Origin of the sequence: Thalassospira xiamenensis M-5 = DSM 17429, assembly GCF_000300235.2 — a bacterium.
GTDB classification, from domain to species: Bacteria; Pseudomonadota; Alphaproteobacteria; order Rhodospirillales; family Thalassospiraceae; genus Thalassospira; species Thalassospira xiamenensis.
Genome location: NZ_CP004388.1, coordinates 397,505 through 412,430 on the forward strand (window position 1 = coordinate 397,505; position 14,926 = coordinate 412,430).

Annotated in this window: 15 protein-coding genes and 2 riboswitches; of the genes, 2 read left to right on the top strand and 13 right to left on the bottom strand. The window is 55.4% G+C overall.

The window, feature by feature from the left end; all coding sequences use genetic code 11:
• Positions 1 to 36 precede the first annotated feature (36 nt).
• The 8 genes from TH3_RS01830 to gpmI all read right to left on the bottom strand — a co-directional run bounded on the left by TH3_RS01830 (position 37) and on the right by gpmI (position 8,502).
• On the bottom strand, positions 37 to 873 hold the full coding sequence (locus tag TH3_RS01830; protein WP_007089105.1) for an alpha/beta fold hydrolase: 837 nt from the start codon (positions 871 to 873) through the stop codon (positions 37 to 39).
• Between the two features lie 48 nt (positions 874 to 921).
• Complete coding sequence (locus TH3_RS01835; protein WP_007089104.1) at positions 922 to 1,728, bottom strand: methyltransferase domain-containing protein; 807 nt, start codon at positions 1,726 to 1,728, stop codon at positions 922 to 924.
• A gap of 75 nt (positions 1,729 to 1,803) precedes the next feature.
• A complete protein-coding gene (locus TH3_RS01840; protein ID WP_007089103.1) occupies positions 1,804 to 1,995 on the bottom strand; it encodes a hypothetical protein in 192 nt (63 codons plus the stop codon).
• Positions 1,996 to 2,081: 86 nt separating this feature from the next.
• A complete protein-coding gene (locus TH3_RS01845) occupies positions 2,082 to 2,678 on the bottom strand; it encodes an RNA pyrophosphohydrolase (RefSeq protein ID WP_007089102.1) in 597 nt (198 codons plus the stop codon).
• A 38-nt stretch (positions 2,679 to 2,716) separates the two neighbouring features.
• Positions 2,717 to 4,180, bottom strand: a complete 1,464-nt coding sequence (locus tag TH3_RS01850) for a divergent polysaccharide deacetylase family protein (RefSeq protein ID WP_007089101.1) — start codon at positions 4,178 to 4,180, stop codon at positions 2,717 to 2,719.
• A gap of 101 nt (positions 4,181 to 4,281) precedes the next feature.
• A complete protein-coding gene (locus tag TH3_RS01855) occupies positions 4,282 to 5,586 on the bottom strand; it encodes a S41 family peptidase (protein WP_040059445.1) in 1,305 nt (434 codons plus the stop codon).
• Entirely contained in the window at positions 5,583 to 6,932 is a 1,350-nt protein-coding gene (locus tag TH3_RS01860; RefSeq protein WP_139328116.1) for a murein hydrolase activator EnvC family protein, read from the bottom strand. Before TH3_RS01860 ends, TH3_RS01855 begins: the two co-directional genes overlap by 4 nt.
• Positions 6,910 to 8,502 carry a 2,3-bisphosphoglycerate-independent phosphoglycerate mutase gene (gene gpmI, locus TH3_RS01865; RefSeq protein ID WP_007089098.1) on the bottom strand — a complete coding sequence of 531 codons (1,593 nt, stop codon included), beginning with the start codon at positions 8,500 to 8,502 and terminating at the stop codon, positions 6,910 to 6,912. Before gpmI ends, TH3_RS01860 begins: the two co-directional genes overlap by 23 nt.
• Positions 8,503 to 8,776: 274 nt before the next feature.
• A riboswitch (glycine riboswitch) is annotated at positions 8,777 to 8,876 on the top strand.
• 3 nt (positions 8,877 to 8,879) lie between these two features.
• Positions 8,880 to 9,007, top strand: a riboswitch (glycine riboswitch).
• 70 nt (positions 9,008 to 9,077) lie between these two features.
• Between gpmI and TH3_RS01870 the strand changes: the two genes are divergently transcribed.
• Entirely contained in the window at positions 9,078 to 10,493 is a 1,416-nt protein-coding gene (locus TH3_RS01870; protein WP_007089097.1) for an L-serine ammonia-lyase, read from the top strand.
• A gap of 152 nt (positions 10,494 to 10,645) precedes the next feature.
• Positions 10,646 to 11,179, top strand: a complete 534-nt coding sequence (locus TH3_RS01875; RefSeq protein ID WP_007089096.1) for a dihydrofolate reductase family protein — start codon at positions 10,646 to 10,648, stop codon at positions 11,177 to 11,179.
• Positions 11,180 to 11,185: 6 nt separating this feature from the next.
• On the opposite strand, the gene TH3_RS01880 is transcribed toward TH3_RS01875, so the two are convergent.
• The 5 genes from TH3_RS01880 to TH3_RS01900 all read right to left on the bottom strand — a co-directional run bounded on the left by TH3_RS01880 (position 11,186) and on the right by TH3_RS01900 (position 14,821).
• The gene (locus TH3_RS01880; RefSeq protein ID WP_007089095.1) at positions 11,186 to 11,842 is read right to left on the bottom strand and encodes a hypothetical protein; all 657 of its coding nucleotides are present in this window, start codon (positions 11,840 to 11,842) and stop codon (positions 11,186 to 11,188) included.
• Between the two features lie 102 nt (positions 11,843 to 11,944).
• Entirely contained in the window at positions 11,945 to 12,403 is a 459-nt protein-coding gene (gene rlmH, locus TH3_RS01885) for a 23S rRNA (pseudouridine(1915)-N(3))-methyltransferase RlmH (protein WP_007089094.1), read from the bottom strand.
• 82 nt (positions 12,404 to 12,485) lie between these two features.
• Positions 12,486 to 12,875, bottom strand: a complete 390-nt coding sequence (gene rsfS, locus TH3_RS01890; RefSeq protein ID WP_007089093.1) for a ribosome silencing factor — start codon at positions 12,873 to 12,875, stop codon at positions 12,486 to 12,488.
• Positions 12,876 to 12,929: 54 nt separating this feature from the next.
• The gene (locus TH3_RS01895; protein ID WP_007089092.1) at positions 12,930 to 13,538 is read right to left on the bottom strand and encodes a nicotinate-nucleotide adenylyltransferase; all 609 of its coding nucleotides are present in this window, start codon (positions 13,536 to 13,538) and stop codon (positions 12,930 to 12,932) included.
• Positions 13,535 to 14,821, bottom strand: a complete 1,287-nt coding sequence (locus TH3_RS01900) for a glutamate-5-semialdehyde dehydrogenase (protein ID WP_007089091.1) — start codon at positions 14,819 to 14,821, stop codon at positions 13,535 to 13,537. Before TH3_RS01900 ends, TH3_RS01895 begins: the two co-directional genes overlap by 4 nt.
• Positions 14,822 to 14,926 lie beyond the last annotated feature (105 nt).

Here is a 14,926-nt window from a genome sequence, read left to right on the forward strand (position 1 = left end):
TGCAAACAAATTCTGGATGTTTCCGGCCCCGGTTTGTCAGTCGGCAAGGAACGCCTTGATGGCTTTTATCTGTTCCTCGTCATTCAAATGGGGTGCATGTCCGCAATTTGCTACAGTTAAAATCGGCATTTCCGGTTTTTGTTCCCGCATTTTTTCGACAATGGCGGGGGGAATCAGATCAGATTTCGCACCGCTGATCAGCATCACCGGGCAAGAAATAGCGTTGAATTGATCCCATGCATCAAAAGAATCAATATGTTCGGCAAAGACGCGCATGACTTCGGGATCATAATGCATCATGAAATTTCCGTTCGGCAGACGTCGCACCGAGCGTGCGGAAATAAATGACCAGGTGGCTTCGTCGGTGATGCCAAACGGCGCATAGATCAGTTTGACGATTTCTTCGACATCATGGATCGTTTCAAATTCCGGGGTGGCCCTGACATAGGATTTGATCCGTGCGACTGCCGCAGTGTCAAGTTCCGGTCCGATGTCATTTAAAACCAGCTTTTCGATCCATCCGGCGGCTTCGGCGGTCATGGCAAGCCCGATCAACCCGCCCATTGACGTTCCGATCCACTTGCAGCTTGAAATCCTGAAATGTTCAAGCATTTCGAAGGTCTGTGCGACATAGAAGGGCAGGGTATATTCCCGGTCGGGATTCTTGGCCCATCCCGAAAGCCCGCGGCCGATCATGGACGGGCACAGGACAAAATACGTATCAGTGAAATGCGGCGCGACATGATCAAAATCATCGGCCAGTCGCGCCAGACCGTGGCTCATGACAAGGGCTGGTTTTTGGGGATCGCCCCACGTCCTGACATGAATTTCATAGCCGCAACAGGGAATAAAATGGTCACGGAAGGCGGGCATGGGGTGCTCCGTTTGTAATGCCCGCCAATAGAGACTTTAGCGTCGAATTTATGCGTCGCGTTTGCGGGCGATCATGAATAACCGGTTGAATGGAAACAGTGTGACGCCATCATCACGCGGCGGATAGACCTGTTTCAAGCGGGTTTTGTATTTTTCACAAAATGCGGCGCGCGCATCATCATCGGGCAGGGCGGCAAGAACCGGGCGCAAGGCGGTCGATGATGTCCAGTCGAAAACGGGGTCTTCCCCATGCAGGACATGGCAATACTGGGTCTGCCACAGGTCAATGGCATCGCAATCGGCGGACAGGACATCAAAATAGTCGCCCGGTCGCATGATCCGGATTTGCTGGGTCGCCCCGGCAACCGCATCGCGCCATTCAATTCCGGCTTCGCCAATCAACTGATGACTGGGTGCCAGGAAATTGTTCGGCACCTGAATGGCCAACAGTCCGCCGGGACGCAAAAACCGTGTCAGGCGGGGGAACAGTTTGGCATGTTCGGGAATCCATTGCAGGGCGGCATTGGAAAACAGGATATCAACCGGGCTATCCGGTTCCCATTGCGCGATATCGGCCTGTTGCCATTCGATATTCTCGTCGCGCTTGGCGGCTGTTTCCAACATTTCTGCTGAAGAATCGATCCCGACAATCTGGACATCGGGATTTTCCGGTGTGCGATACGCCTGATCAAGCAACGCGGTGATGGATCCGGGCCCGCAGCCAAGATCGACAATGTGACGTGGCAAAAAGCCATCCGCCGGTTTGGGCAGACGGGCAATCAGGTCTTTTGCCGGGCGGCGACGTTCATCGCCAAACAGACCGTAACGAACAGGATCCCAGTGTGTATTGCTCATACTCTGATCCATAACCTGCCCGGTCCCGAAAGAAAACCTCAAAGGCGATGTCGACCGATATCTCGGCGGCAGACCTTATTTATGCCCGTCTTTTTCCAGCTGGTCATAATGTCCCTTGATCAGTGCGAACATGAACAGCACCGCACCAAAGAACAATGCCAGGCCCACAAAATAGGAATATCCATCATGTGATCCCGAAGCATAGAACAGGCCGAAAATCCCCACCACAATCGTCAGGACACCGAAGATCAAGCGATCCGCACCCATCTTAGAACTCCTCTAAACTTCTGATGTATCTTGATTTTCTGCAATCTATCGATTTGAGCGTATTGATCAAGAAATAACGTGGCGTCTTATGCCGTCCCCAAATTTCGAATTCTTTGAGGTACATCACGAAAGATTTCGACAAGTTGCAAATAAACCGGTCTTTTGAACGGGACAATCAGATCGGGCAAAGTTCCGAAATCGGTCCAGCGCCATGCATCAAATTCAGGATGGGGAACATCAATTTTGATATGTTTTTCCTTACCCGTAAAGTGCATGGCAAACCATTTCTGTTTCTGGCCGCGATACTTGCCACCAAATGCCTTGCCAATCAGGTGATCGGGTAAATCATAGGTCAGCCAGTCGGGCGTTTCGGCAACGATTTCGGCCTTGTCGGTGCCGATTTCTTCGGACAATTCGCGAAGCGCTGCCTGTTCGGCGGTTTCGCCATCATCTATCCCGCCCTGTGGCAATTGCCATGCGCCTTCAAACCCGATCCGGTTGCCGATCCAGACCTGTCCCTCGTCGTTAAAAAGTGCGATCCCGACACAGGGGCGATAAGGCAGGTCTTCTGCGGTCAGCGTTGATTTGTCCGTGTTGCCGGTTTTTATCTTCTGATCCCCGGCCTTCTGATCATCGTCGGCTTTGGCTGCCTTCTTTGATTTGCCGCCCGATTTCTTCGCCATCAATACCCCCTGACAAACCGCATACGGTGGCGGTGTCATCAATTTTCGATTGTTTCACTTTCGCCGTCACCAGTATCGGACGGGGCTGCATCCTTTTGGGCGCGTTCTTCGGCCAATGCGGCGTCACGCCGGGCGGCTTCCGCCTCGTCCGCAGACTGCGGTGTGACCTGCAATTTTGCAAGCGCCGAAACCGGTGCAAGCTGAACGCCCTGGCGGGCAAGTCGTGACGACCAGTTCCGAAGGCGTTGTATGGTCACCGGATAGGATTGCGCAATTCCGACGGCAACGCCGTTGCTTTTTGCCAGTTCGACCAGATCGTTAAGCCGGGCGTCGATTTGCCGGCGACTTGGAATTTCGTCGATCATGATGTTGCCAACGGCATTCGGACTATCGGCATTCGATGCCAATTGCGCGCCAAGGCTCACGGACCCGGAATTGGTACCTTCAACATACATAAGACCGGTCCGGTCGACGAATTCGATCACCGGACGGATGGCGCTATCGAGGCTTCCGAACTTCGACCCAAGATAACTGACGACACCCGCGTAGCCCGGGAACCGTGCGAGCAACCATTCAAGTCGCACAAGGTTTTCCCCTTCCGGCAGGCTGGTCAAAAGCGCGCGCGGACCGGGATCAGATAGCGGGAAGTCGATCGGCTCCATCGGCAACTGCAAGAATATCTCGTGGCCCATGGCGCGCGCATCGGCAGCGACCTGTTGCAGATTGTTGGCATAGGGCGAAAGCGCCAGCGAAATGTTCAGTGGCAAATCTTCGATTGCCGCCTTCGTTCTGGTGCTGTTCAGGCCTATACCGGTCACGATGATCGCGACATAGGGCTGGCCTTCAACCCGTTCGAAGGGCCGTTTATAGGCATCAAACGGCGTCGTGCCATCATCGGCAATCCGCGGAATACGACCGAAACTGCCTTCTTCATCCAGACCAGGAAGCGGAGCCGGGCGCAGGGGATCGGGTTCTATCGGCTGATCAAGTGCGCCTTCTTCGGCAAGGGCGGCGAGTTCTTCCGGGGTTGGTGTTGTCGTGCCATCCACTGCGCCCTCCTGACCGGGGGTGCCAACCAGATCGGAAACGCCTTCAAGCTGTCTGGCGATGTCTTCGGCACTTTGCGGATTGTTGGGATCACTAGCGGCTTTGGCCAGTGCTTCCTGTTCGGCGCGCGTGCGTTCTTCGACGTCGCGCACACCTTTGGCGATTTCTTCCTGAAGCTCGCGCTCGGTCCCGGGAACGGCGACGATGGTTTTGGGTGATCCTAGATGAAACAGCCGCCAGCCGGTTTCAGGATCAAGGATCGGGATAAGTCCGACACCCGCCGCGGCAATCGGGCTTAAAAACAGCACAATGATCAGGAGTTTTGACAGCCACCAGCGCCGTGATGGCGGATGCTTGGGCAGACGTTCCCATTGAACCTCGATCGGCAGCTCGTTAAAGGGAAGATCCTCGTCCGACAGAGCGTCTGAAACATCATCTGTTTCAGGGGCGCCCATGTCATCAAGAGGATCCCGTTCCTTCTTTCGGCCAAACCGTAAGGATTTTATGAGTTTCCTGATCACGAAAGGTCAGTCTCTTTCGGTCTGCGGATCGCACCTCACCCTTGCGGGCGGGGTGCGAACAGGGCGATGCCCCGGATCATATCAAGTGCACGGGACAGCTGATAATCTTCCAGCGCTATTTCCTCGGCAGCATTGCGGCGATCATTGGCATCGCTTTCGGCGTTGCTGATGGTTTCATCCTCGTTGCGCAATGCACCATTCAGATCGGCTTCGGATCGGCGCTGGGCGGCTTCGATGCTTTCGACACGGGCCTGCGGGACGATGATGTCAGGCACGATGCCGACTTCCTGGATCGATTTGCCCGACGGCGTGTAATAGCGTGCCGTGGTCAGACGCAGTGCCACATTGCCGGGCATCGGAAGGATTGTCTGAACCGATCCCTTGCCGAAACTGCGTGTTCCCATGATGACCGCGCGGCGGTGATCCTGAAGGGCACCGGCAACGATTTCGGATGCGGATGCCGAACCGTCATTGATCAGAACGATCATGGGAAGTCCGTCGGCAAGATCGCCCGGACGGGCATTGTAACGTTCGGTATTTTCGGTATCGCGCGGGCGGGTTGATACGATTTCTCCCTTATCAAGGAAGGCGTCCGAAACCGAAATCGCCTGATCGAGCAAACCACCAGGATTGTTGCGCATGTCAATCACAAGGCCCTTGATTTTCGGGCCGATCTGATCGCGCAACTCGGTGATCGCACGTTGCAGGCCGCTAAAGGTCTGCTCGTTGAATTTGGTGATACGGATATATCCGACATCATCCTTTGCTTCGGATCTAACCGACTGGATCTTGATCACGGCCCGGGTCAGGGTGACATCAAACGGTGCGGTTTCACCCTTGCGCATGATGGTCAGGATAATGTCCGTATTGACCTTGCCGCGCATCATTTCAACCGCTTCGTTCAGGCCAAGACCACGGATCGGTTTGCCATCGATATGGGTGATGAAGTCACCGGGTTGCAAACCGGCCTTTTCGGCGGGTGTGTCATAAATCGGGGAAATGACTTTGACAAAGCCTTCTTCCATCGTGACTTCGATACCAAGCCCGCCGAACTCGCCGCGGGTATCGACCTGCATTTCCTCGAAATTATCCATATTCAGATAGGAGGAATGCGGATCAAGCGATGTCAGCATGCCGTTGATGGCCGCTTCGATCAGCTGCTTGTCATCTACTTCTTCGACATATTTCGATTTCACCTGTTCAAACACATCGCCAAACAGGTTCAGCAGCCGATAGGTTTCGGCTGATGTTGTTGGTGAAGATTGCGCCAGCGCGGGCGAAGCAAGGCCCAAAGTCATGCCGGTAGCGAGTGCGAATACTGCCAATCGAGAGGTTTTCATCCACTTACCTTGCCGTTTTTCGAGGCCAGCCAGGGAAGCGGATTGATCGCTTCACCGTCATGGCGCATCTCCAGATAGAGTTTAGGCGATAATTCACCCATTATTCCAACAGGTTCACCCGCCAACAGATATTGTCCTACCACACTGTCGAGCCGATCAAAACCAGCGATAAGGCTATGGTATCCTTCGCCGTGTTCGATAATCAAGAGGCGGCCATAGCCACGGAAGGGCCCGGCGAATACAACTTTGCCGTCAAAGGGCGATACGACCTGCGCGTTTGGGCGTGTGTCGATCTCGATCCCTTTGGAATGTGTAACCGCCAGTCCGTCCGGTCCGCGGGACCGTTCACCAAACAATGTAACGACCTTGCCGCTTGCGGGCATACGCAATTGTCCGTGTGCCAGCGTGATCGAACTGCCGACAGAAAGCTCTTCATCATTTGCCGATGGCGCCTTGCTGGCAGGGGCTGTTTTTTCCGCAGGGGTGGCGGGCGGCTCGTTTCTGGCAATTGTCGATGGGGCCGGGGCCGGTTTGGGTTCTGTGCGCTTGGCGATCTGGCGTTCCGGTTTCATGCGGGGTTCGGGAACGCCTTCCGCCCGCTTTTTCAGGCTTTCCAGAAGATCGCCCAATGATTTTGCCTCGGTCGCCAGTTCATTGACGGCGCGCGATGCCATTTTGGCCTCGGCCTCGGTTTCCGAACGCAGTTTGCGCTTTTCGTTAAGCAGGGCGGCCAGTGACTGGCGCTCTGCCTGTAATTCTTTGGTGGCGGCTGCCATTTCGCTGCGGCGCGTTCGGATGTCTTCGCGAAGGGTGCCAATTTCTTCAAGCTCGGCGCGCAAATCGCGCGCATGCTGTTCAACACCGGGTAGGGCGGCCTTTAACAGGATGGCTGACCGCAATGTATCCTGCGGGCTGGTCGGAAGGGCGATCACAGCTTCGGGCGGGGTGGTCGACAAACGCTGCAAGGCCATAAGGATGCGGGCATATTGCCCGGCTTTGTCTTCAAGGCTGGTGGCGGCCCGCTTTTCGCGCACTTCAAGTTCGGCAAGCTGATCTTCAAGATCGGTCAGGGTTGTTTCAAGGCGCTGGGCGCGTCTGGCGACCGAAATGGCTTCGGATTGAAGCGCCTGTTCCTCGGTCCAGAGTTCGCGCGATTTACGCGCCAGGAATTCTTCCTGCTTTTGCTGCTCTGACAACTGGCTTTCAAGTTTATCAAGCTGACTGTCGACCTTGCGTAGCGACTGGGCAAAAGACGGCGCTGCCCCGCCCGCGATCATGGCTGCAATCACAGCCAGCGCAGGCAGGGCGGTCTTGGAACGCAGATCAGTTCGCAAGAAGCGCATCATTCCCTTTCAAACCCTTGATCAACGGTTTGCCGGTCATTTCCGCCGGTTGCGGTAGCCCGAGAAGCTGCAACAAAGTCGGTGCCACGTCGGCCAGGCGACCATTTTCCAGTGTCGCGCCTTCGGGTCCATTCACCAGAATGGTCGGCACCAGATTAAGCGTATGCGCGGTGTGCGGCTCGCCGGTTTCCGGATCCACCATCATCTCACAGTTCCCGTGATCGGCGGTAACGAACATCACGCCGCCCACCGATTTAACCGCATCAACAACCTGCCCAAGGCAGGTATCGACCGCTTCGGCGGCCTTCATCGCGGCGGACAAAATGCCGCTATGGCCGACCATGTCGGGGTTGGCAAAGTTCAGAATGATCGCGTCATAGGTTTCAGCCCTGATCGCCGCCACCAGCTTTTCGGTCACTTCCGGGGCCGACATTTCCGGCTGCAAATCATAGGTCGCGACCTTGGGCGATGGCACCAGAATACGGTCTTCGCCCTCGAAAACCTGTTCTTCGCCGCCGTTAAAGAAGAAGGACACATGCGGATATTTTTCGGTTTCCGCGATGCGCAACTGCTTCATGCCAGCCCTGGAAACGACTTCACCAAAGATATTTGGCAACACCTGCGGCGGATAGATCGCATCCATATATTTTGCATGGTCGGATGAATATTCAACCATACCGGCCTGCACGGCAAATCTGATCGGGGTGCCACGGTCAAACCCGTCAAAGTCCGGTGCGCAGATCGCGGCCAGAATTTCACGCGCGCGGTCGGCCCGGAAATTGGTCATCAAAATCCCGTCGCCGTCTTTCATGCCGGCATAATCGCCAATCACGGTCGGCAGAACGAATTCATCCGTGGTGTCGGCATCATAGGCTGCCCTGATTGCGGCTTCGGCACTTTCAGCGGTGCGGCCATCGGCGTAATTCTTGCCCTTTACCATCGTGAAATAGGCCTGGCTGACGCGTTCCCAGCGATTGTCGCGGTCCATCGCGTAATAGCGCCCTGTGACGGTCACGATTTCAACATTGGCATCACCGATCAGTGCGCGGAATTTTTCAAGGAATTTGGCGGCACTTTTGGGGGCGGTATCGCGGCCATCCAGATAGGCATGGATTTTTACCGGCACACCGGCCGATGCGATGATTTTGGCAAGGGCCGCCATATGGGCCTGATGGGAATGCACCCCGCCTTCGGACAGAAGCCCGGCGATATGACAGACACCCCCGCTTTCTTTCAGCTTGGCGATAACCTTTTTGACGGTATCGGTATCGGCGATCGAACCGGTTTTGACAGCCTCGTCAATTTTTGGCAGTTCCTGCATCACAACCCGGCCGGCACCAAGATTCATATGGCCGACTTCGGAATTGCCCATCTGCCCTTCGGGCAGGCCGACATCAAGACCGCAGGCTTTCAGAAAGCCGGTCGGATTGTTGGCATAAAGCGCGTCCCAAACAGGGGTATTGGCCAATGCAACCGCATTGTCCTTGCTTTCCTCGCGATAACCCCAGCCATCCAGAATGCACAGCACCACCGGACGCGGGCGCTTTACGGTATTTGATACAGTCACAATCATAATCCCACGAAGTAAAGTACACGAAATAAGGTAAAAGGCTGAATTACCGGTAAAGATGGTTATTTTCCGGCAATTTTGCCATCCGTACAAAGACGCCGGGCGCGGTGGGTTCGCCATCAGACGCTGCCAATCATAGCATTTTCAACGCGCAATCTATCATGAATGCCGGTATTGAACAGCCTTCCGACCGGGTATTTTTTGTGCGCTTGCAAAGTCGCTTTTTGACAAGGATCATCACCTGCCTGTAATCTCGGGCGTTACGGTGATACCTCGAATAACCGCGATGGGAGAGCCCGCTTTGATCCCGCGATCAGATCGGCGCCGAAGGAGCAATAGCCCCGAAAACTCTCAGGCAGATGGACCGTTGCGGATTGAGGCTCTGGAGAGAGAAAGCGGTACGGGGCCAACGCCCGGCACCATATTTCCACCGAAGGATGAAGCCATGGCGTCAAAGACTTCTTTGTTTTTGGCAACAGGGCGCACAATCTCAGGTCAAGGGACAGAGGGGGCAAGACACCGGTTCTGTAACGTCATGTGGTATTGATCCGCATGACAAAGAGCCGTGGGAGGCCCATTTGACCGAAGAAAATAAGCAGCGTCCGCAAGACGTTAATCTTTCCGTTGTCGATCTTTATACCATCGGGATTGGCCCATCGAGTTCGCATACGGTCGGCCCGATGCGCGCGGGCTATCGGTTCTGTCTGGAACTCGAAGCCCGGAATCTTTTGGAAAAAATCGGCTCGGTGATTGTCGATCTTTACGGATCGCTTGCCCTGACCGGCAAGGGCCATGCCACCGATACTGCGGTGATCATGGGGCTTTCGGGGGAACGACCGCGTTCGGTTGATCCAGACCGGATCGCACCGACAATGGATGCGATTGATAAAGATCACGCATTACAGCTTTACGGCGCGCACCCGGTTGCTTTCAACCGGGATACCAACCTTGTTTTCCATATGACCGAAAGCCTGCCCGAACATCCCAATGGCATGCGGATCACCGCCTTTGACCGTGACGGTGTTGTTCTGCACAAACAGGAATATTTTTCGGTTGGGGGTGGGTTTATCGTCTCGGGCGATGATCGCGGGGCGGAATATTCCGGCGATAATATCACGCTGCCTTATCCCTTTTCCTCGGCCGATGAACTGATGGCGATCTGTAAAAAGGAAAAGCTGTCGATTGCCGAAGTCATGGCCGAAAACGAAAAAAGCTGGCGTGAACCTGCCGAGACCGAGGAATTTGTCGACCGCGTGCATCGCGCGATGATGGATTGTATTGAGCGTGGCTGCAAAACCGATGGCATTCTGCCCGGCGGGTTGAATGTCAAACGGCGTGCGCGCAAACTTTACCTTGAACTGACGGAACGGCCAGAAGCGGGGCTTAAGGACCCGTTGACCGTGATCGACTGGGTCAATCTTTATGCCCTTGCGGTTAACGAAGAAAATGCTGCCGGTTCGCGCGTCGTGACCGCCCCTACCAACGGTGCGGCGGGTGTTATTCCCGCCGTGCTGCGCTATTATGAACGGTTCGGGGCCAATGTGACACAGGGCAAAATACGCGAATTCCTGTTAACGGCGGCGGCCATTGGTTCGATCTATAAAAAGCGTGCGTCGATTTCGGCCGCCGAAGTCGGTTGTCAGGGTGAGGTCGGTGTGGCCTGCTCAATGGCGGCAGGCGCGCTTTGTGCCGTCATGGGCGGTACGCCCGAACAGGTTGAAAACGCCGCCGAAATTGGCATGGAACACAACCTTGGCCTGACCTGTGATCCGATTGGCGGTCTGGTGCAGGTACCCTGCATCGAACGCAACACCATGGGGGCGGTCAAGGCGATCAATGCTGCCCGTCTGGCAATGCGAGGTGATGGTCAGCATACCGTGTCACTCGATAAGGTAATCGAAACCATGCGCCAGACCGGCATTGATATGCAAAGCAAATACAAGGAAACCAGTCAGGGCGGGCTGGCGGTCAATGTCAACGTGGTCGAATGTTGAGCTGACAGTTTGAAATACCGACCAAACACCCTCGAAGCCGCCGTTTCGGGGGTGTTTTTCATCCGGCCTGATTCTTGCCACCTTGCGCCTGCAATCTGATATCATTGAGAAATCAAAAACGGGGCAAAGACCCCGAACAGGTTGGGCAAAGCATGAAAAAGAAACTGTTCCGCATCTATATCGCGGTCAGTCTGGATGGCTATATCGCGCGCGCCAATGGTGCTGTTGACTGGCTTGATCAATTCGATCCGGGCGAGTTCAATTTCGAGGGCTTTCTGGGCACCGTGGGAACACTGATCATCGGGCGAAAAACCTTTGATCAGGTGATGGAATTTGGCGACTGGCCCTATGAAGATCGCCGCACGATTGTCCTGACATCGCGCGATTTGCCCGATAACCGCCCGGCCAATACAGAGGCCTATGGCGGTAGTCTTGTGGAACTGGCAAGCCAGCTTCGCGATGACAGGTCCGATACCGGCGATATCTGGATCGTCGGTGGGGCCAGTGTTGTGACCCAATTCCTGTTTGGCGGCCTTGTCGATCAGCTTGAAATGTTCATCATCCCCGAAATTCTCGGTGATGGCATCCGGCTGTTTGGCCGGGATGCTGTGGGCACGACACTGAAACTGGTGGCATCGGAGCACTACAAGTCCGGTGTCGTGCGCATGCAGTATGATTTGCGTTAAAGCCGGTTACTTAAGCGTTTCCAGTTTTTGGGCAATCTTTGAGGAAAGTTCGCGTAGGGCATTAACAGCACTGCTTTGCCAGTCGCTGTCGAGGACCATCTGCATCTTTTCCTGATAGCTGTCGGTGACTGTAACCGGTTCGCCCTTGTTCAGTTCGTTGCCCTTCAACGTCACTTCGGACTTGTTATGCACCGTGACCTGCCAGAAACCGGGTTCGAACCATGACCAGAACTTGATCAGGTCGGCATCGACGGAGTCGGCGCTGTCATATTCGGCGTCCCCCGGTTCAAGAACACGGTATCCGGCCTGTTTGAAGCCGTTGGAGATTGCCTTGTTGACAGCATCGGCAACGGTTTTGCCTTCGGGTAGCAAAACATCCCCCAGTGCCATTCCATAGGTGTTGCGTTTGCGGGCATAGGCACGCGATGTAAAGGTGACATCATCAATCTCGTCATTCGACAGCGACGGGATATCCGGTGTTGACGGATCAATCTCGAATTGGCGTTTGTCTTCGACCGAAACGATTTTAACGGCCGGCCCAGTCGCCGGGTTCTCAATTTTGGCCGGTTCCTGAATTTCGACAACGCTACGCGAAGCTGCGCACGCGCCGGTCAGCATTGCCAAACCGATAGCGGCGGCAATCTTTAAGTATCTGTTTTGCATCGTTAATTCCCCTACTCAAACAGATAGAGAAATACCCATGGACAAATTTTGAAACAACTTATCCAAGAGTGGGGGAACCAATGCTTTTGGTGACTTTGAGGATTATTCCCGGTGATAGGGATGGTTGGTCTGGATGGCGTGGGCGCGGAAAAGCTGTTCGGCAATCAGGGCGCGGACCAGCATATGGGGCCATGTCGCCTTGCCAAGTGACCAAAGCGTATTGGCGCGTGTTTTGATGGCGTCCCCATGCCCGTCGGCCCCGCCAATGGCAAAGGCGATATTTCCGGCATATTGATCGATCCAGCCTTCAAGCTTTGCGGCAAAATCGATGGAGCCATATTCGCGGCCATGCTCGTCAAGTGCGATCAAAAAGGCATTTTCGGGGATGACGCCCAGTAAAAGCTCCGCCTCGCGGTCTTTGAGCTGATTGGGGGGCAGCTTTTTCTTCTCTTCGACTTCCCGCACGGCAAAGGGCCAGCGCAGGCGGGCTGCGTAATGGTCAAAAAGATCTTTCTCGGGGCCGTTCTTCATCCGGCCCACTGCCGCAAGGGTAATTTGCATCTTTCCGATCTGGCTCCGGCCCGCAAGGGGACCACCGATGGCCAATCCCCGCGGTGGTCAGGGCAAACCGGGGCGGACTGTATTAATACAGTCGCGCCGCCTGCTGTTTAAGCGCCGGATTTTCAACGCCCCACATCTGTTCTATGTTGTAGAAAGCGCGAACTTCCGGGCGGAACAGATGGACGATGACATCGCCGGCATCAACCAGAACCCAGTCGCCCTGTTCCTTGCCTTCGGCCTGGGCACGGCCCTGACCTGCTTCTTTCAGCTTTTCGACAATATGCTCTGCCATCGACGCCACCCGTCTGGAGGATGACCCGGTTGCAATGATCATATGATCGGCAAGGGAGGTTTTATCGATCAGATTAATGGTGACAAGGTCTTCGGCCTTGTCGTCTTCGAGCGTGCTCTGGATAAGGGCAAGAAGCTCGCCCGGGGTCAGAGTCTTTTTTGCGGTACCTATGGTCGCCACCTCAATTTACGCAAGAGAGCCCGATCCGTTTTGGATCCGGGGAACTCCCGCCGGTCAAACCTGCCATCTGCCTTCGGCGCGGATTGCGGTCGAAGAAGCCGGATGGCGCTTTATTGGCAGGTAAACCCAGGCCGGAACATCGAGATCGGCCAGCAAACCCGCCCTGTCCGATGGGATGCGCCAGCGTTCCATACGCTTGGCTGCCGTCCCGGACAATGCCTTGTTAGAATACCCCTCGCGGTCAAGAACCGCAATGGGAGCGCGCAAAATCAACCTGTCCCACCATTTCCATTTATGAAACTGGGCCAGATTGTCCGCCCCCATCAGCCATACGAACCGCGTTCGGGTAAAACGACGCTGCAAAGCTGCGAGAGTGTCGGCCGTATAACGGGTTCCCAGTTCTGATTCAATTGCAGAAACAACAATGCGGGGATGCTTTGCCATCATCAGCGCCGAATCGAACCGGTCGGCAAGGTCGGCCATACCCTGGGCGGGCTTGAGCGGGTTTTGCGGCGACACCAGCCACCAGACTGCATCAAGTTGCAGGGTTTTCAAGGCTTCCAGCGATATATGCAGATGCCCTTCATGGGCCGGGTTAAACGACCCGCCCAGCAATCCGACGCGGGGCGGGGCACTATGACTTCTGGGCGTCGAAAAACTCATGGGCGGGTCTGGCCGGTGCCGCGCACGATGTATTTATAGCTGGTCAGCTGTTCGACTCCGACCGGGCCGCGTGCATGCAGCTTGCTCGTCGAAATGCCAATCTCGGCCCCCATGCCAAATTCGCCGCCATCAGCAAACTGTGTCGATGCATTGACGATCACGATGCCGGAATCAACACCATTGAGGAACGTCGCGGTCGCATCGGTATCCTCGGCCAAAATGGCGTCGGTGTGATGCGATCCATATGTGTTGATATGGTTGACCGCTTCTTCGACGCCATTGATGACCTTGATCGACACAATGGCATCAAGATATTCGGTGATCCAATCATCGTCCGTGGCAGGCAGGATGCGGGTGTCTGCCTTTTGCGCGCTGGCATCGCCACGCATTTCACATCCCTTGTCGGCAAGGGCCGCGGCAATTTTCGGCAACAGATCATCGGCAACCACCTGATCAATCAGGATGGTTTCGGTCGCACCGCAAATGCCGGTCCGGCGCATCTTGGCATTCACCACGATATCGACGACTTTGGTCACATCCGCACTGGCATGGACATAGGTATGGCAAAGCCCTTCCAGATGCTTGAACAGGGGAATCCGACTTTCATCGGTAATGCGCGATATCAGCGACTTGCCGCCGCGCGGGACGATGACGTCGATGTAATCGGACAGTTTCAGCATCTCGCCAACGGCGGCGCGATCCGTCACCGGGATCATCTGAAGCGCATGTTCGGGCAAACCGGCATCGAGAATACCGGCAAGCATGCAGTCAAAAATCGCGCGGGATGAATGGAAGCTTTCCGAACCACCGCGCAGGATGGCGGCATTGCCCGATTTGATGCACATGGCACCGGCATCGGCCGTCACATTCGGGCGGCTTTCATAAATGATGCCGATCACGCCAAGCGGCACAGACACGCGCGCGATATCGAGCCCGTTGCGTTCGGGGCTCCAGCGGGCAAGTTCGCGACCCACCGGATCGGGAAGGTCGGCAACTGCTTCGACCCCGGATGCCATGCTTTCGATGCGTGCAGGGTCAAGCGCAAGACGATCAAGCAATGCTGGCGTCAGGCCCTTTGCACGGCCTGCTTCCATGTCGCGTGCATTGGCGGCCAGAATGATATCGGCATTTTCGCGCAATTTGCGTGCGGCGGCCTTAAGGGCAGCGGTTTTTGGTTCGGACGGGACCTGTGCCAGTTTCAGCGAAGCTTCACGGGCATTGATGCCCATGTCGTGCATCAGTGCTGCGATGTCCTGGGTTTCGATGCTGGCAAGTGCCGTCATGGTCCTGGTTCCGTTCCTTGAAGATGTCCCGCAGGCCGGAATTCCCGGGGCGGGCTTATCGCAATTTTATCGACAATTTGACAAAATATCCCTCTGACCGCGTAA